This window comes from Streptococcus taonis (assembly GCF_029948085.1).
In the GTDB taxonomy this organism is placed as follows: Bacteria; Bacillota; Bacilli; order Lactobacillales; family Streptococcaceae; genus Streptococcus; species Streptococcus taonis.
In genome coordinates this window covers 78,919-97,314 of the sequence record NZ_JARZZP010000003.1, presented here as the reverse complement: position 1 = coordinate 97,314, position 18,396 = coordinate 78,919, and the positions used below count along the sequence as shown (strand labels likewise).

The 18,396-nt window shown below is 39.4% G+C and carries 16 protein-coding genes; 15 read left to right on the top strand and 1 reads right to left on the bottom strand.

Annotation, left to right across the window (positions count from 1 at the left end; all coding sequences use genetic code 11):
* Positions 1-13 precede the first annotated feature (13 nt).
* From pulA to QEZ38_RS02160, 7 genes are all read left to right on the top strand, one after another.
* Entirely contained in the window at positions 14-2,296 is a 2,283-nt protein-coding gene (gene pulA, locus QEZ38_RS02190; RefSeq protein WP_281334894.1) for a type I pullulanase, read from the top strand.
* A gap of 397 nt (positions 2,297-2,693) precedes the next feature.
* Positions 2,694-4,622 (top strand): 1,4-alpha-glucan branching protein GlgB, encoded by a 1,929-nt coding sequence (gene glgB / locus QEZ38_RS02185; protein WP_281334893.1) that lies wholly within the window; start codon positions 2,694-2,696, stop codon positions 4,620-4,622.
* On the top strand, positions 4,612-5,754 hold the full coding sequence (locus tag QEZ38_RS02180; RefSeq protein WP_281334892.1) for a glucose-1-phosphate adenylyltransferase: 1,143 nt from the start codon (positions 4,612-4,614) through the stop codon (positions 5,752-5,754). The genes glgB and QEZ38_RS02180 overlap by 11 nt, the downstream gene beginning before the upstream one ends.
* The gene (gene glgD, locus QEZ38_RS02175; protein ID WP_281334891.1) at positions 5,744-6,883 is read left to right on the top strand and encodes a glucose-1-phosphate adenylyltransferase subunit GlgD; all 1,140 of its coding nucleotides are present in this window, start codon (positions 5,744-5,746) and stop codon (positions 6,881-6,883) included. Before QEZ38_RS02180 ends, glgD begins: the two co-directional genes overlap by 11 nt.
* Positions 6,880-8,313: a glycogen synthase GlgA gene (glgA, locus tag QEZ38_RS02170; protein ID WP_075231597.1), complete on the top strand. Its 1,434-nt coding sequence runs from the start codon at positions 6,880-6,882 to the stop codon at positions 8,311-8,313. The genes glgD and glgA overlap by 4 nt, the downstream gene beginning before the upstream one ends.
* 62 nt (positions 8,314-8,375) lie before the next feature.
* Positions 8,376-9,017, top strand: coding sequence for a phosphoserine phosphatase SerB (gene serB, locus QEZ38_RS02165; RefSeq protein ID WP_281334890.1), 642 nt, complete (start codon positions 8,376-8,378; stop codon positions 9,015-9,017).
* Between the two features lie 16 nt (positions 9,018-9,033).
* Positions 9,034-10,149: a glycerate kinase gene (locus QEZ38_RS02160; protein ID WP_281334889.1), complete on the top strand. Its 1,116-nt coding sequence runs from the start codon at positions 9,034-9,036 to the stop codon at positions 10,147-10,149.
* Here the strand turns inward: QEZ38_RS02160 and QEZ38_RS02155 are convergent.
* A complete protein-coding gene (locus QEZ38_RS02155; RefSeq protein WP_248034364.1) occupies positions 10,146-10,592 on the bottom strand; it encodes a DUF1694 domain-containing protein in 447 nt (148 codons plus the stop codon). The genes QEZ38_RS02160 and QEZ38_RS02155 overlap by 4 nt on opposite strands.
* A gap of 164 nt (positions 10,593-10,756) precedes the next feature.
* On the opposite strand from QEZ38_RS02155, the gene eno reads away from it, so the two are divergent.
* The 8 genes from eno (at position 10,757) to QEZ38_RS02115 (ending at position 18,360) form a co-directional block, all read left to right on the top strand.
* Positions 10,757-12,061 (top strand): surface-displayed alpha-enolase, encoded by a 1,305-nt coding sequence (gene eno, locus QEZ38_RS02150; RefSeq protein ID WP_000022825.1) that lies wholly within the window; start codon positions 10,757-10,759, stop codon positions 12,059-12,061.
* A 261-nt stretch (positions 12,062-12,322) separates the two neighbouring features.
* Positions 12,323-13,663, top strand: a complete 1,341-nt coding sequence (gene xseA / locus QEZ38_RS02145) for an exodeoxyribonuclease VII large subunit (protein ID WP_281334888.1) — start codon at positions 12,323-12,325, stop codon at positions 13,661-13,663.
* Positions 13,641-13,853 (top strand): exodeoxyribonuclease VII small subunit, encoded by a 213-nt coding sequence (locus QEZ38_RS02140; protein WP_281334887.1) that lies wholly within the window; start codon positions 13,641-13,643, stop codon positions 13,851-13,853. Before xseA ends, QEZ38_RS02140 begins: the two co-directional genes overlap by 23 nt.
* Positions 13,850-14,725, top strand: a complete 876-nt coding sequence (locus QEZ38_RS02135; RefSeq protein WP_281334886.1) for a polyprenyl synthetase family protein — start codon at positions 13,850-13,852, stop codon at positions 14,723-14,725. The genes QEZ38_RS02140 and QEZ38_RS02135 overlap by 4 nt, the downstream gene beginning before the upstream one ends.
* Positions 14,718-15,533, top strand: coding sequence for a TlyA family RNA methyltransferase (locus QEZ38_RS02130; protein ID WP_281334885.1), 816 nt, complete (start codon positions 14,718-14,720; stop codon positions 15,531-15,533). Before QEZ38_RS02135 ends, QEZ38_RS02130 begins: the two co-directional genes overlap by 8 nt.
* On the top strand, positions 15,526-15,957 hold the full coding sequence (locus QEZ38_RS02125; protein WP_049526273.1) for an arginine repressor: 432 nt from the start codon (positions 15,526-15,528) through the stop codon (positions 15,955-15,957). The genes QEZ38_RS02130 and QEZ38_RS02125 overlap by 8 nt, the downstream gene beginning before the upstream one ends.
* Before the next feature lie 6 nt (positions 15,958-15,963).
* Positions 15,964-17,631, top strand: coding sequence for a DNA repair protein RecN (gene recN / locus QEZ38_RS02120; protein WP_281334884.1), 1,668 nt, complete (start codon positions 15,964-15,966; stop codon positions 17,629-17,631).
* Positions 17,632-18,360: a metallophosphoesterase family protein gene (locus QEZ38_RS02115; RefSeq protein WP_281334883.1), complete on the top strand. Its 729-nt coding sequence runs from the start codon at positions 17,632-17,634 to the stop codon at positions 18,358-18,360.
* Positions 18,361-18,396 lie beyond the last annotated feature (36 nt).

The window sequence follows — 18,396 nt, the reverse complement described above, 5'->3', positions numbered from 1 at the left end:
ATTAGGGAGAACCATGTACAATTATCCTGTACTTATTCATTATCATCGGAAGGATGAAGCCTATGAGGCTTGCAGTTTCAGTAAAAAGCCTCTAGATTCAGTAGAGCTTATCAAAGAAGAAGAATATTTTGGAGCTAAATTTTCACTGACTCAACCTGGTGAAGTGGTACTTGAGACCATGACTTTTACTGTTGAAAAAGATGGTGTCAGCAAAGAATATCCTATTCGCTTCAATTATTATCCGCTTTTGACAGAGGTTTGGATTTTGGATGGAGATGATACTGTTTATTATTCTGAAAATCCAGCCATTGCAAGTCCCCACTATAAAGACCAAAATCCTTTTGCCTTCGACAAGGCTATTAATAGTGCTAGTTTTGACCATCACTGGGGTTATCAAGGAGACTTGGGATGTCAGGTTACTGAAACTGAAACAAGCTTTAGCCTATGGGCACCAACAGCTACAGCTGTCCAAGTAGTAGTCTATGAATCTGCAAGCAATGACGCCCCTATCCTTAAAACTTTTGAAATGGAGCGTGGAAATAGTTATTCCTATAGCCACAAGTATAATACCATTGGAGTTTGGGGTTTAACAGTCCCAGAAAGCCTAGCAGGACGTGCCTACCACTACCAGATTGATTTTCCTCATCACCAGTCATTAACTCGTGATCCTTACACCATTGCAACGAGTCCTGATGGAAAACGTTCAGCCATTGTCTCAAATCAAGATCGTCATGTCGAAGGTTTTGAGGTTAAGCATGGTACAGAAGCAACTTGGCGCTTGGAAAATCCTTGCCAGGCTGTAGTCTATGAAATGCATATCCGTGATTTGACTAAGTCTGAAACTTCTGGTGTTACACCAGAATTAAGAGGGACCTTTTTAGGTGCAGCGCAAACTGGAACGGTCAACCAATTTGGTCAGTCAACTGCGTTTGACTACATCAAAGAACTTGGTGTCAACTATGTTCAGCTACAACCAATCGCTGACCGTCATAAAGAATATGAAGCTAATGGAAATGTAACTTATAACTGGGGATATGATCCACAAAACTACAATGCTCCAGAAACTAGCATGTCTACCAATCCAAATGATCCAGGTCAAGCTATCCGTGATTTGAAGGCTATGGTCCAAGCTTATCACGATGCTGGTATCGGTGTTATTATGGATGTTGTTTACAATCATACCTTCTCAACGGTGGATGCGCCATTCCAAACAACGGTTCCTGATTATTATTATCGAATGAACCATGATGGAACCTACCAAAATGGAACAGGAGTCGGTAACGAAACTGCCAGTGAGCACGAAATGTTCCGTAAATATATGATTGATTCTCTTCTCTACTGGGTAAAAGAATATAATATTGACGGTTTCCGCTTTGATTTGATGGGAATTCATGACGTCAAAACCATGCAAATGATTCGTTGGGCTATGGACGAAGTCGATCCGAAAATCATCCTGTATGGAGAAGGTTGGGATATGGGAACAGGTCTTGCTCCTTATGACAAGGCTAAGAAAGACAATGCCTACCAATTGCCAAACATTGGATTCTTTAATGATAATCAACGTGATGCGGTCAAAGGTTGTGAAGTCTATGGCTCTATCAAATCTGGCTTCGTCAGTGGAGCAGGTACTGAGCCGATTGTCGCAAAGGCTATCCTTGGAAGCCGAGAGCTTGGTTCATACCTTAGTCCAAACCAAGTCTTGAACTATGTAGAAGCCCACGATAACTACAATTTACATGATTTACTTAAAACCCTTCATCCGATGGAGGGTGATAAATGCATCATGAAGAAAGTAGAAACAGCAACGGCTATGAACCTCCTCATGCAAGGGATGGCCTTCATGGAACTGGGGCAAGAATTTGGCCGTACTAAACTCGTAGCTACAGGCGAAAATGGAGAATTGACTCACGCAGATCGTGAGCGAGCAATGAACAGTTACAATGCTCCTGATAGCGTCAACCAAGTCAACTGGAATTTGATCAATGAGCGTCAAGATAGTATCGAGTTTGTTCGTCAGATTATCCGACTTAAAACACAAACCAGTGCCTTTTCCTACCCTACTTATGAAGAAGTCTACCGTCATGTCTTTGTTCACACAGCCATTGAAAATAGTGGTTGGATTGTCTACGAGATTCATGGTGGCGAAGAGCACTTCTTGGTTGTATTCAATGCCAAAGGAGCTTCATATTACTATGAAAATGCAGGAAATCTTGAAATGCTAGTTACAAATAGCCGTTCTAACCAAGAAAATGTTATTGACGACGTCAGTGTGGCAGTTATGAATGTTTTATCCTAAAAAATAACCTAAAACTCAAGATTTATGCTTGAGTTTTTTAATATTTCTAGACATAAAAATAAAAATGGAACAATTACTAAAAATAGTTGAAAATTTCAGAAAATTTGGTAAAATTATATAAAAAGAGTTATCTACGAATATTATGTTATCAAAATCTAAAAATGTTCAGTTTTTAAGTAAGTTGTTTTATATATAGATAATGAGAGTTATTATTGTAATAGTAGCTAATAGAAAATTCCATCGCTTATTATCATTTATGAAAATTTTAGAAATGTTAAGATAACTATATGAAGATTTTCGAAAAAAATTTTAGGAGAATTCGGAAATTAGTTGAAAGTTTTCTTAAAAGGTAGTATAATAGAAATATAGAAAACGCTTACAATAAAAGGGGGATTCAATGGATAAATTTGAGGCTTTAAGAACTTTTACTAGTGGCGAAAATTTTCATCTTCAGCACTATTTGGGAGCGCATCGTGAAGAAAGAGACGGTGAGTATGGCTATACATTCCGTGTCTGGGCGCCAAATGCGCAGGCTGTCCATCTAGTTGGTGATTTTACTAACTGGGCTGAAAATCAAATCCCCATGGTTCGTAATGAATCTGGAGTTTGGGAAGTTTTTACAACTTTAGCTCAAGAGGGACATATTTATAAATATCATATTACTCGTGCTAACGGGCATCAGCTTATGAAGATTGATCCCTTGGCAGTACGCTATGAAGCTCGTCCGGGAACAGGAGCTGTTTTAACAGAGATACCTGAGAAAAAATGGAAGGACGGTCTCTGGTTAGCTCGTAGAAAACGTTGGAGATTTTTCGAAAGACCGGTCAATATCTACGAGGTGCATGCAGGATCTTGGAAGAGAAATCCTGATGGAACACCTTATAGTTTTGCTCAACTCAAAGAAGAGCTCATTCCCTATCTTGTTGAGATGAACTATACTCATATCGAGTTTATGCCTTTGATGGCTCACCCACTTGGTTTGAGTTGGGGTTATCAGCTCATGGGCTACTTTGCTTTAGAGCATGCCTATGGTCGTCCAGAAGAATTTCAAGACTTCGTTGAGGAATGTCACATCAACAATATCGGTGTAATTGTGGATTGGGTGCCAGGTCACTTTACAATCAATGATGATGCTTTGGCATACTACGACGGCACACCGACTTTCGAATACCAGGATCATAATAAGGCTAACAACTACGGTTGGGGAGCACTCAACTTTGACCTTGGTAAAAATGAAGTCCAATCTTTCTTGATTTCTAGCATTAAGTTCTGGATTGATTTCTATCACCTAGATGGTATTCGTGTTGATGCTGTAAGTAATATTCTCTATCTAGATTATGACAATGCTCCATGGACACCAAATAAAGACGGCGGCAATCTCAACTATGAAGGCTATTATTTCCTACAACGTTTGAACGATGTGATTAAACTTGCTCATCCGGATGTTATGATGATTGCAGAAGAGTCTTCTTCAGGTACCAAGATTACTGGCATGAAGGAAATGGGTGGACTTGGATTTGACTACAAGTGGAACATGGGTTGGATGAATGATATCTTACGTTTCTACGAAGAAGATCCCATTTATCGCAAGTATGACTTTAATCTTGTGACCTTCAGCTTCATGTATGTCTTTAATGAAAATTATCTCCTACCATTCTCACATGATGAGGTTGTCCACGGTAAGAAGAGTATGATGCATAAGATGTGGGGGGATCGTTACAATCAATTTGCAGGCCTGAGAAATCTCTACACCTATCAAATTTGTCACCCAGGTAAGAAATTACTCTTCATGGGTAGCGAATTTGGTCAATTCTTAGAGTGGAAGTCAGAAGAGCAATTAGAGTGGTCTAACCTAGAAGACCCAATGAATGCTAAGATGAAATATTTCACATCACAGCTTAATCAATTCTACAAAGACCACCGTTGTCTTTGGGAAGTGGATACAAGCTATGATGGGATTGAAATCATCGATGCAGATAATAGAGACCAAAGCGTTCTATCCTTTATCCGAAAAGGTAAGAAAGGCGAGATGCTAGTCTGTGTCTTCAATATGGCACCAGTTGAACGTCCTGATTTTACAATTGGTCTTCCAGTTGCAGGGATTTATGAAGAAATTTGGAATACAGAGTTAGAACAATGGGGTGGTGTGTGGAAAGAGCATAACCAAACAGTTCAAACTCAAGAAGGATTGTGGAAGGATTATGAGCAGACTTTGACATTTACCTTGCCAGCTATGGGAGCAAGTATTTGGAAAATCAAACGTCGCATCAAACCTACTAAAAAAGTCGCTAATAAAACTCAAAAAGGAGTAGAAAATGAAGAATGAAATGCTAGCTTTAATCCTTGCTGGTGGGCAAGGAACTCGTCTCGGTAAACTCACTCAAAGCATTGCTAAACCTGCCGTGCAATTTGGTGGGCGCTACCGTATCATTGACTTCGCTCTTTCAAACTGTGCCAACTCTGGTATCCATAATGTTGGGGTTATTACACAGTATCAACCACTAGCTCTCAACAGCCACATTGGTAATGGTTCTAGTTGGGGTCTAGATGGTATTGACACAGGTGTTTCTATCCTTCAACCCTACTCTGCAAGTGAAGGAAACCGTTGGTTTGAAGGTACAAGTCATGCCATTTACCAAAACATCGACTATATCGACAGCATCAATCCTGAGTATGTTTTGATCCTTTCAGGTGACCATATCTACAAGATGGACTATGATGATATGCTCCAATCACACAAGGACAATAATGCCAGTTTGACAGTTGCTGTCTTAGATGTGCCACTTAAAGAAGCTAGCCGTTTTGGTATCATGAATACAGATGCTAATAATCGTATTGTTGAGTTTGAAGAAAAACCAGCTGAACCAAAATCAACTAAGGCATCAATGGGTATCTATATCTTTGACTGGAAACGACTTCGCAATATGTTAGTTGCAGCTGAAAAGGCCAACCTAGACATGTCAGACTTCGGTAAAAATGTTATTCCAAACTATCTTGAAACAGGTGAAAGTGTCTATGCCTATGAATTCAATGGATACTGGAAGGACGTTGGTACTATCGAATCACTCTGGGAAGCAAATATGGAATACATCTCTCCAGAGAATGCTCTAGATAGCCGTAACCGTCAATGGAAAATTTATTCTCGTAACCTTATCGCTCCACCAAACTTCCTTGGAGAATATGCTCAGGTAGAAGACTCTCTTGTAGTAGATGGATGTTATGTAAATGGTACGGTGAAGCATTCAATCCTATCTACAGCAGCTCAAGTTCGTAAGGGAGCAGAAGTTGTTGATTCGGTTATCATGAGTGGAGCAGTTATTGGTAGAGGTGCTAAAATTACACGTGCAATCATCGGTGAAGGTGCAGTCATCGCTGATGGTGTTGAAATTGATGGTACAGAAGAAGTACAAGTAGTCGGATATAACGAAGTAGTGGGGGTAGCAACAGATGAAGATTGATAAATATTCAGCAATTTTAGGAAATACCGTTGGTTTCCATGATATGTCAACCTTGACAAGTAACCGTCCAGTGGCAACTTTACCATTTGGAGGAAAGTATCGTTTGATTGACTTCCCGCTTTCAAGTTTAGCTAATGCAGGCGTTCGTAGTATCTTTGGAATTTTCCAACAAGATAACATCAGCTCTGTATTTGACCATATTCGTTCAGGACGTGAGTGGGGTTTGAATACCCTTCTTAGCCACTACTATCTTGGAATCTACAATACTCGTGTAGAAAGCAGTACAGTTGGTAAAGAGTACTATCAACAACTCTTAACTTACTTAAAACGTTCAGGTTCAGACCAAACAGTATCCTTGAACTGTGATGTTTTGGTGAATATCGATCTCAATCAAGTTTTCCATTTGCATAATACAACAAAATCACCAATCACGGTAGTTTATAAGAAATTGCCTAAGAAGGACATTTCAGAAGTAAATGCAATCCTTGATATCGATGAAACTGACCACGTGCTTTCTCACAAACTCTTTGATAAAAAATCAAACCAAGAATACTACAACATGTCGACAGATATCTTTGTTGTAGACACTCAATGGTTGATTAAACGTTTGGAAGAAGAAGCTCAAAAAGAATATCCAGAAAAATTACGTTATGTTCTTCGTGATTTGGCAGCCAAAGAAGGTGCTTTTGCATATGAATATACAGGTTACCTAGCAAATATTCATTCAGTAGAAACATACTATCAAGCTAATTTAGATATGCTTGATCAGCATAAATTCTACTCATTGTTCTCTCCAAATCAAAAGATTCATACTAAAGTTAAAAACGAAGAACCTACCTACTACGCATCTGGTTCAAAAGTGAACACCTCTCAATTTGCTTCTGGTAGTATCATTGAAGGTGAAGTGGATAAATCTATTATTTCGCGTAATGTTCGTATCAATAAAGACAGCTTGGTTAAAGAGTCTCTTATCTTCCCTCGTGTTGTCGTTGGAAAAGGTGCACAAGTTGAGTATGCAATTATCGATAAGGGTGCTGAAATAGCTGAGGGAGTTGTTATTCGAGGTACAGCAGAAAACCCTGTTGTCATCAAAAAAGGCGAAAAAGTAACAGAGGATGTCCTTTCATGAAAATTTTATTTGTAGCAGCAGAGGGCGCTCCCTTTTCAAAAACAGGTGGATTGGGAGACGTTATCGGAGCACTTCCAAAATCATTAGTAAAAGCTGGGCATGAGGTTGCTGTTATCTTACCTTACTATGACATGGTAGAAGCCAAGTTTGGTGATCAGATTGAAGATGTCCTTCAATTCGAAGTCTATGTTGGTTGGCGGAGACAATTTTGTGGAATTAAGAAAACAGTTCTAAATGGTGTTACCTTCTACTTCATTGACAATCAATATTATTTCTTCCGTGGACATGTTTATGGAGACTTCGATGATGGTGAACGCTTTGCCTTCTTCCAACTTGCTGCCCTTGAAGCTATGGAGCGTATTGGATTCATACCTGACGTCCTCCATGCTCATGATTACCATACAGCAATGATTCCGTTCTTGTTAAAAGAAAAATACAGATGGATTCAAGCTTACCAAGGAATCAAGACTGTTTTGACCATTCATAACTTGGAATTTCAGGGTCAATTCTCTGAAAGCATGCTTTGGGACTTGTTCAGGGTTGGATTTGAGCGCTATGCTGATGGAACAGTTCGTTGGAATGATTGTCTTAACTGGATGAAGGCAGGTATTCTCTATGCAGATCGTGTATCAACCGTGTCACCGAGCTATGCTTATGAGATCATGACTACAGAATTTGGTTGCGGTATTGATCAGATTCTTCGTATGGAATCTGGTAAGGTTTCTGGTATTGTTAATGGTATTGATACTGATTTATACAATCCAGAGACGGATGCTTTACTCGAGTATCATTTTAATAAAACTGATTTGTCAGGAAAAGCTCAAAATAAAGCGAAACTTCAAGAAAGAGTTGGTCTTCCAGTACGTCAAGATGTTCCAATGATTGGTATCGTGTCACGTTTGACTCGTCAGAAGGGCTTTGATGTGGTGGTTGAAAGCCTGCATCGTATGCTTCAAGAGGATATTCAAATTGTTCTCTTGGGTACTGGAGATCCAGGATTTGAACAAGCCTTCTCTTGGTTTAGTCAAGTATTCCCAGAAAAACTTTCTGCCAATATTACTTTCGATGTGAAATTAGCTCAAGAGATTTATGCAGCGTGTGATATTTTCCTCATGCCGAGTCGCTTTGAACCGTGTGGACTTTCACAAATGATGGCCATGAGATATGGTACGCTTCCTTTAGTAAACGAGGTGGGTGGACTTAGAGATACTGTTCAAGCCTTTAATCCAATTGAAGGAACAGGTACAGGCTTTAGCTTTAACAACCTAACTCCATACTGGCTCAACTGGGCATTGCAAACTGCTTTGGACGTTTATCATAACCATCCTGACGTATGGAAAAACATGCAAGTTCAGGCTATGGAATGTGATTTCTCTTGGGATACAGCTTGCAAGTCATATCTTGATTTGTATCATAGCTTAGCAAACTAAATAGTTAAAATCGTATGATACCTTCATACGATTTTTTGAGATTATGAAAGTAAGGCAATTATATGAAAAAAATTAAAGGACTCTGTGTACTGGATGTTGATGGGACACTGATAGAAGAGGAAGTTATTGATTTGTTGGGGAAAGAAGCAGAGTGTGAAGAAGAAGTAGCCCTACTGACTGCCCAAGCTATGAGGGGAGAACTAGATTTTGAAGAAAGCCTGAGAAAACGTGTTTCCCTTCTAAAAGGACTTTCTATAGATACTTTTGATAAGATTTATCATGAACTACACCTTAGTAAAAATGCTGCGCAATTTATTAACACTCTGCAAAAAAATCAGATAGAAGTGGGTTTAGTTTCGGGTGGATTTACACCTGTGGTTGAAAGAATAGCAAAAGATTTAGGGATTTCATTATTTTCTGCTAATCAACTGGAAATCAGAGATGGTCATTTAACTGGAAATCTTGTTGGTCCTATTATAAGCAGAGAAGTTAAAAAAGAAACCCTAATAAGATGGGCTGATGAATTAGAGGTACCAATTGATAGAACAATTGCTATTGGAGATGGAGCTAATGATTTAGCAATGTTGAAGAGAGCTGGAATCGGCATTGGCTTCTGTGCCAAAGAAATCGTGAAAGAGGAAATTCCCCTTCAAATTGAAGAAAGAGATTTAACAAAAGTATTGAATCTGATAGATTTCCTTTGATGAGAAAGATGAGTGTATGAAAATTGTAATAGCACCTGACTCTTTTAAGGAGAGTCTCCCTGCAAGTGAAGTAGCTAAAGCTATTAAACGAGGCCTTAAAAAGGCTCTACCTGAATCGAAATGTTTTCTCTTACCTGTTGGCGATGGAGGGGAAGGAACAGTGGATGCCATTAAAAATTCACTTGGTCTTGTAGAAAAAACTGCTTTAGTGACAGGTCCCTTTGGAGATGAGGTTCAAATGACTTATGTTCAAAAAGGAGAACTTGCTCTTTTCGAGGTGGCTGATTTAGTTGGGCTTGCTAAAATTCCTATTGAAAAACGAAATCCCCTGAAGATTCAAACAAAGGGAATTGGTCAACTGATCCTATATTTACTCGAACAAGGAATGAAAGAGATCTATATAGGAGTTGGTGGGACATCCAGTAACGATGGCGGTATTGGAATTGCCTCAGGACTTGGTTACCAGTTCTATGACAAAAATGGAGATGAACTTCTAGCTATTGGTCAGTCTTTGTTTGAAATTACTGATATCTCAAAGGAGAAAGTTATATCTATTCCTTCTGATGTACGAATTAAAATCTTGGCAGATGTTACCAATCCACTCTGTGGAATTAACGGTGCTACCTATACATTTGGGAAGCAAAAAGGGTTGGAACCAGCTAAATTCCAAGACGTTGATATTGCTATTGAAAACTTTTACCGCAAAGTTGCACCTGAAATGTTAAAATTGGATGGTGCTGGAGCAGGTGGTGGCATTGCGGCTGGTTTGTGTGCCTTTGCAGGAGCAGAGATTGTATCTGGTATTCAAACCTGTTTAGATTTAATAAACTTCGATGAACAGGTTGCAGATGCAGATCTAGTTATTGTCGGTGAAGGTAGGTTAGATTCTCAAAGTTTATCTGGTAAGGCTCCAATCGGAGTAGCAAAAAGTACACCAAATGGTGTTCCAGTTATTGCTATTTGTGGGAGTCTGTCAGAGGATTTACCGCCCTTGCCATATGAAAATCTCGTTGCTGCCTTTTCAATACTAGAAAAAAGCGAACCGCTTGAGGATAGTCTAAAAAATGCAGCTATCTATTTAGAAGATACAGCTGCAAACATTGGTCAAATTTTAGCTTTGAAGAAAAATTAACCAAACCACTTTTTCCAAAGAGAAGTAGGAGCTTTTTTCATCTCTTTTTCCTGCCATAAGTCTGAAAAGGCCTTTCTGAGGTCTTTTTCACTTGTTTGAACAGGGGCATCGCTATGGATAACTAGGCCAAAAGGAGAAGAGTTATGATCTTCAGAAACGATGGTCGCTTGGCAGTCAGCATCTTTGGATTGTTTTAGATAAAAAACTTGTTTATCAAACTCTACCTGAGGAGAAATTTTGACAAATAGAGGTTGAGTCTCTTTTTTAAAGGTTTCTATAATTGTTAAAAATCCATTTTTAAATTTATCATCATCAGCTGTTTCAAGGTCCGCGTAGCCAAGGACACGTTCCTCAAATGTTCCGAGAAAACGTCTTTGTTCATCAGGATTTAGTTTAAGACCACCATTGGCCTTTTCTAGGATTTGTTTAGATAGATCAGTCATAAAAATAGTATATCATAAAATAAAGGAGAAAACAGATGAAAGAAAGCGATTACTTTATAAACTTAAGGAAAATTTGCACAAAGATAACGTTTTTCCTTGAAAAAGGTGTCTTTTTAAGGTATCATAGAGGTGTAAAAAATTTAACTCAATAAGGAGAGTAAAAAATGTCAATTATTACTGATGTTTACGCTCGCGAAGTCCTAGACTCACGCGGTAACCCAACACTTGAAGTAGAAGTTTACACTGAATCAGGTGCTTTCGGACGTGGTATGGTTCCATCTGGAGCTTCTACTGGTGAACACGAAGCAGTTGAACTTCGTGATGGTGACAAATCTCGTTACGGTGGTCTTGGTACACAAAAAGCTGTTGACAACGTAAACAACATCATCGCTGAAGCAATCATCGGCTACGATGTACGTGACCAACAAGCTATCGACCGTGCTATGATCGCACTTGACGGAACTCCTAACAAAGGTAAATTGGGTGCTAACGCAATCCTTGGTGTGTCTATCGCTGTAGCTCGTGCTGCTGCTGACTACCTTGAAATCCCACTTTACAGCTACCTTGGTGGATTCAACACTAAAGTTCTTCCAACTCCTATGATGAACATCATCAACGGTGGATCTCACTCAGATGCTCCAATCGCTTTCCAAGAATTCATGATCGTACCTGCTGGTGCACCAACATTCAAAGAAGCTCTTCGTTGGGGTGCTGAAATCTTCCACGCTCTTAAGAAAATCCTTAAATCTCGTGGTCTTGAAACAGCCGTAGGTGACGAAGGTGGATTCGCTCCTCGTTTCGAAGGAACTGAAGACGGTGTTGAAACTATCCTTGCTGCTATCGAAGCTGCTGGTTATGTTCCAGGTAAAGACGTATTTATCGGATTTGACTGTGCATCATCAGAATTCTACGATAAAGAACGTAAAGTTTACGACTACACTAAATTCGAAGGTGAAGGAGCAGCTGTTCGTACTTCTGCAGAACAAATCGACTACCTTGAAGAATTGGTAAACAAATACCCAATCATCACTATCGAAGATGGTATGGACGAAAACGACTGGGATGGATGGAAAGCTCTTACTGAACGTCTTGGTGGTAAAGTTCAATTGGTTGGTGACGACTTCTTCGTAACAAACACTGCTTACCTTGAAAGAGGTATCGCTGAAGGCGCTGCTAACTCAATCCTTATCAAAGTTAACCAAATCGGTACTCTTACTGAAACATTCGACGCTATCGAAATGGCTAAAGAAGCTGGTTACACTGCAGTTGTATCACACCGTTCAGGTGAAACTGAAGATTCAACAATCGCTGACATCGCAGTTGCAACAAACGCAGGACAAATCAAGACTGGTTCACTTTCACGTACAGACCGTATCGCTAAATACAACCAATTGCTTCGTATCGAAGATCAACTTGGTGAAGTAGCTGAATACCGTGGATTGAAATCATTCTACAACCTTAAAAAATAAAATAGTTCAGTGAACTATTTTATCCCGAACCTTGAAACTCAAAAGTTCGGCCGTTGATTTAACAACGTTTTAAGCCCCTCGGATTTTATCCGAAGGGCTTTTTTTCTGTTCAGGGGGCATAAAAGGGGCAAAACTTTTAAGAAATTATTTCACACATAAATTCTCTGTATTTTCACTAATCTAGGTTGAAAATAAAGATTTTTAAGCATATTTTTGGTATAATAATACCCAGGAAAAACTAGAGAAAAGAAGGAGGTAGAGATGGAAAAGTATTTATCTGTTACAACTTTGACTAAGTATTTAAAAATGAAATTCGATAAAGACCCCTACTTGGAACGGGTCTATTTAACTGGTCAAGTCTCTAACTTCCGTAAGCGTCCAACCCATCAGTATTTTTCTCTTAAAGATGACCGAGCGGTTATTCAGGCGACCATTTGGTCGGGTGTCTACCAACGTTTGGGATTTGACTTGGAAGAAGGGATGAAAATTAATGTAGTTGGTCGTGTCCAAGTCTATGAGCCAAGTGGAAGTTACTCGATCATTATTGAAAAAGCTGAACCAGACGGTGTTGGTGCCTTGGCTATCCAATTTGAACAGCTTAAGAAGAAACTGGCAGAAGAAGGTCTTTTTCAAGAGCGATTTAAACAATCTTTACCACAATTTTCAAAAAAAATAGGGGTGGTGACCAGTCGAAGTGGTGCTGTGATTCAAGATATCATCACTACAGTCAGTAGACGCTTCCCTGGTGTGGAAATTGTCTTATATCCTACTAAAGTTCAAGGTGAGGGTGCTGCAGAGGAAATTGCTCGTAACATAACTCGAGCCAATGAACGCGATGACTTAGATGTTCTGATTATCGGTCGTGGGGGAGGTTCTATTGAAGACCTTTGGGCCTTTAACGAAGAAATTGTAGTTCGAGCAATTTTTGAATCTCGTTTACCGATTATTTCGAGTGTAGGTCATGAAACAGATGTCACCTTGGCTGATTTTGTTGCTGATAAGAGAGCGGCAACGCCGACAGCTGCTGCTGAACTCGCTACACCAGTAACTAAGTTAGATCTTTTGACCTATCTTCAGAATCAAGAAAAACGCATGACTACAGCGGTTAAGCATACTTTGTCAAAGAAACAAGAAGCTTTGAGAATCCTCAGTCAATCGGTCATCTTCAGACAACCAGAGCGTTTATATGACGGTTATCTACAACGCTTGGATCAGTTACAGCTGCGACTGAAGCAAGGACTGAATGCTGAATTGGTTCGAAATCAACAAAAGGTGCAAGAACAAGTCCACCGTTTGGAACAATTATCACCAACCATCAAGATTCAGCGTTATCAGGATCGTATCCAACAATTAAAGAAACTGCTGCGAAGCCAGATGGCTGTGACCTATGATGCAAAAGTAGCAGAAGTAAAACGACTATCAGAAGCTCTCCTTATGCTAGATACTAGTCGAATTGTAGCCAGAGGTTATGCAATTGTCAAAAAGGGAGAAGTCGTAGTGGCTTCTGCGAAAGATTTGAAAGAAAATGACCAAGTATCACTGTTGATGCGGGACGGTCAAGTAGAATTAGAGGTAAGAAATGTCAAAACAAAAGAAATTTGAGGAAAATTTAGCAGAGCTTGAGACTATTGTTCAAAGTTTGGAAAATGGGGAAATTGCACTAGAAGATGCCATTGCTGCTTTTCAAAAGGGAATGCTCTTGTCAAAAGAATTGCAAGCTACTCTTGACAAGGCTGAAAAGACCTTGGTCAAAGTCATGCAAGAAGATGGAACAGAAAGCGAACTCCTATGAACAAGCAGGAAAAACTAGCTTTGGTCGAGTCAGCTCTTGAAGACTTTTATGGCAACCAACAATTTGCGTCCAGTTTAAGAGAAGCTGTTCTTTATTCCATACATGCAGGTGGAAAAAGGATTCGTCCTTATTTGCTTTTAGAAGTTTTGGACTCCTTGCAAGTGCCTATCACTCAGGAACATGCTCAAGTTGCAGCGGCACTAGAAATGATTCATACAGGAAGTTTGATCCATGATGATCTTCCTGCTATGGATAATGATGATTTTCGTCGGGGGCGTTTGACCAACCATAAGGTGTATGGTGAAGCTTTAGCTATTTTAGCAGGGGATGCGCTTTTTTTGGATCCCTATGCTTTAATTGCTCAAGCTAATTTACCGAGTCAAACAAAGGTAGATTTAATATCTAATTTATCCCTTGCTTCTGGAAGTATGGGGATGGTAGCTGGTCAAGTGTTAGATATGGAAGGTGAAGGTCAACAGTTAAGTCTAGAGGAACTTCAGACTATCCATGCTAATAAAACGGGTAAACTTTTAGCTTTTCCTTTCCAAGCGGCTGGAATCATTGCTGGATTGGATGAAAATCTTCAGAGGCAGCTTAAAACAGTTGGTGAGTTGATTGGCCTGGCTTTCCAAGTGAGAGATGATGTGCTTGATGTTACCGCTAGCTTTGAGGAAATCGGCAAAACACCCCAGAAAGATTTGCAAGCAGAGAAGTCAACCTATCCTGCATTGTTGGGATTAGATCAGGCGATAGCATTTTGCAATCAAACTTTGGATCAAGCTAATGCGAAACTTGAAGAGATTAGCCAAGTTGTGAGCTTTGACAAAGAACCAATTGTGAAAATAGTAGAAAGTTTGAGAATCAATGGCTAAGGAAAGAGTAGATGTATTAGCTTACAAACAGGGCTTGTTTGAAACGAGAGAACAAGCCAAACGTGGTGTTATGGCAGGTTTGGTAGTCGCTGTTTTAAATGGCGAACGATTTGATAAACCAGGAGAAAAAATTCCTGACGATACAGAGTTGAAACTCAAGGGCGAGAAACTTAAGTATGTTAGTCGTGGTGGCTTGAAACTTGAGAAGGCGTTAGATATTTTTGATCTATCAGTTGAGGGACAAACGACCATTGATATCGGAGCTTCAACAGGTGGCTTTACTGACGTCATGTTGCAAAATGGTGCTAAACTAGTTTTTGCAGTTGATGTTGGTACTAACCAACTGGCATGGAAATTACGTCAAGACCCTCGTGTGGTTAGCATGGAACAGTTTAACTTCCGCTATGCGGAAAAAACTGATTTTGAACAGGAACCAAGTTTTGCCAGTATCGATGTCAGTTTTATTTCCCTAGGCCTCATTTTACCAGCCTTGCACCGAGTTTTAGCTGCTCAAGGTCAGGTTGTAGCTTTAGTTAAGCCTCAATTTGAGGCTGGTCGAGAACAGATTGGTAAAAATGGAATTATCAGAGATGCCAAAGTTCACCAAAATGTTTTAGAATCAGTTACTAAAATGGCAGTTGATGAAGGATTTTCAGTCTTAGGATTGGACTATTCTCCTATTCAAGGTGGTCATGGGAATATCGAGTTTTTGGCCTATTTGCGAAAAGAAGATCACGCAATCAATCAGGTTACTTCTGAAATAGAAAAAATAGTGGAGAAAGCACATAGAGAATTTAAAGATGAATAAAAAAGAGAGACTTGAGAAGATTAGAAGATTTGTTACAGATTATCAAATCGGAACACAGGAAGAAATCGTTGAACACTTGAGAGAAGCGGGTATCTCTGCTACTCAAGCAACAGTCTCCCGAGATATTAAAGAATTAGGTATTGTAAAAATTCCATTGAAGGACAATACTTACATCTATGAATTACCAAAATCAATCGTTAGAAGCTTGCAGTTGGCAGAAAACAATATTATTCATGCTGAACGCATGGGGCATATGATCAATTTGCAAGTTATTCCAGGGAATACTATTTTCGTCAAGAGTCAGTTGATGACTGTTTTTTCTGACCAAATTTTTAGCTGTATTGCTGATGATAATTCCATCTTGATGGTATTGAGAAGTGAAGAAACAGCCAAAGATATTTTTGAGCAAGTTAAAAATTGGTAGGATTATATGTTACTGGAAATTTCGATTAAAAATTTTGCTATCATCGAATCAATTTCTTTGAACTTTGAACAAGGGATGACAGTTTTAACTGGTGAAACAGGTGCGGGTAAATCAATCATCATCGATGCTATGAATATGATGTTGGGAGCTCGAGCTACAACAGAAGTTATTCGTCATGGGGCTCCAAAAGCGGAAATTGAAGGTCTTTTTTCAATTGAAAGTAATCGCGCACTAGAAGAAATTTTTGATGAACAAGGATTAGAATTGAGTGATGAAATCATTATTCGTCGCGAAATTTTACAAAACGGTCGGAGCATCAGTCGTGTCAATGGACAGATGGTTAATCTTTCAGTATTAAGGACGATTGGTCAACAGCTAGTTGATATCCATGGTCAACATGACCAAGAGGAGTTAATGCGCCCCCATCGACATATCCAGATGTTGGATGAGTTTGGGGATGCTTCTTTCTTTGAATTAAAAGAAGCCTATCAGATGAGCTTTGACAACTATCGTCGTATGCGCAAGCAAGTGCTTGACATCAAAAAAAATCAGCAAGAACATAAGGCACGAATTGAGATGTTGGAATTTCAGATGGCTGAGATTGAAGCAGCTAATTTGAAAGCTGGTGAAGATGTTACTCTCAATCAAGAAAGAGACAGACTACTGAACCATAAACATATCGCTGATACTTTGACTAACGCATACAGTATGTTGGATAATGAAGAGTTTTCTAGTCTGGCAAATGTTCGTTCGGCTATGAATGATATGGAAAGTCTTGAAGAGTTTGATCAAGAGTATCGTGAGATTTCAAGTTCCCTTTCTGAATCCTATTATGTTCTAGAAGATATCACCAAGCGCTTGGAATCCATTATTGATGATTTAGATTTTGACGGTAATCGTCTGATGCAGGTTGAAAGCCGACTAGATTTGATTCACACCATTACCCGTAAGTATGGTGGTAGTGTAGATGATGTCCTAGAATACTTTGCCAAGATTACAGACGAATACAATCTTCTAACAGGAAATAATCTATCTTCTGAAGATATGGAAATCGAACTCAAGAAACTTGAAAAAAATCTTGTGGACCTAGCAGGTCAAGTTGCTCAAGCTCGCCATAAAATAGCGCAGGACTTAGAAGATGAAATCAAGCAAGAATTGCAAGACCTTTACATGGAGAAAGCACAATTTCAAGTTCGTTTTAGTCAAGGAAAATTCAGTCGTGAAGGTAATGAGAGTGTTGAATTTTACATCTCCACCAATCCTGGAGAAGATTTTAAACCTTTAGTAAAAGTAGCTTCTGGTGGAGAGTTATCTCGTCTCATGTTAGCTATCAAGTCCGCTTTTTCTCGTAAGGAAGGCAAGACCAGTATCGTCTTTGATGAGGTGGATACGGGAGTTTCAGGTCGTGTAGCTCAAGCCATCGCGCAAAAAATTCACAAAATTGGACAGCACGGTCAAGTATTAGCTATTTCTCACCTTCCGCAAGTTATTGCGATTGCAGATTATCAGTTCTTCATCGAAAAGATTAGCAATGAACATTCAACCGTTTCAACAGTTCGCTTGTTAACAGTTGAAGAAAGGATTGAAGAAGTCGCTAAGATGTTGGCTGGGGAGAATGTGACAGAAGCAGCATTGACTCAAGCGAGAGAATTATTACAAAGTAAGGAGAAATAAATGACAGACTATTATGTAATTGGTGATGTCCACGGAAAAGCTGGAATGTTAGAAGATTTACTTAAAACATGGGATGGCAAGACTCAATTACTTTTTCTTGGAGATTTGATTGATAGAGGAGAAGATAGCCGCCGTGTTCTTGAAATGGTCAAGGATTTGGTAGATAACCAAGGAGCTATCTGCTTATCAGGGAACCACGAGTATATGTTTTTAACTTGGTTGGATAATCCTGAAGAAAGCTATGACCACTATCGTCGTAATGGTGGGGATACAACCATTAATTCCATTTTAGGCCGTCCACTAGATGCACCAGTAGATGGAGTAGCAGATGCTAAGCGTGTTGAAACAGAAGCAGCCGACTTAGTGGAGTTTATCCGTCAGATGCCTTTTATCATTGAAACAGATAAGTATATTTTTGTTCATGCAGGTATTGATTTGACCTTGGAAGATTGGCATGATACCACAGATTATAAGAAAGTCTGGCTCAGAAAACCCTTCCATGAGGCAGAAAATCATACTGGGAAAACAATTGTCTTTGGGCATACTCCTGTTTATGGTTTGTTGGATCAAAAACCTGGCACATCTGAACTCTGGATAACAGAAGATGGTAAAGTTGGTATGGATGGGGGAGCTGTCTATGGCGGTGTTCTTCACGGTATTGTCTTTACCGACCAAGGTATGACTGAGCACTATTTTATCGAAAATGACGGCTTTGTTGCTGAAGATTAGTACTCCTAACAGGGTATGGTCTTGTCAAAATGTTAA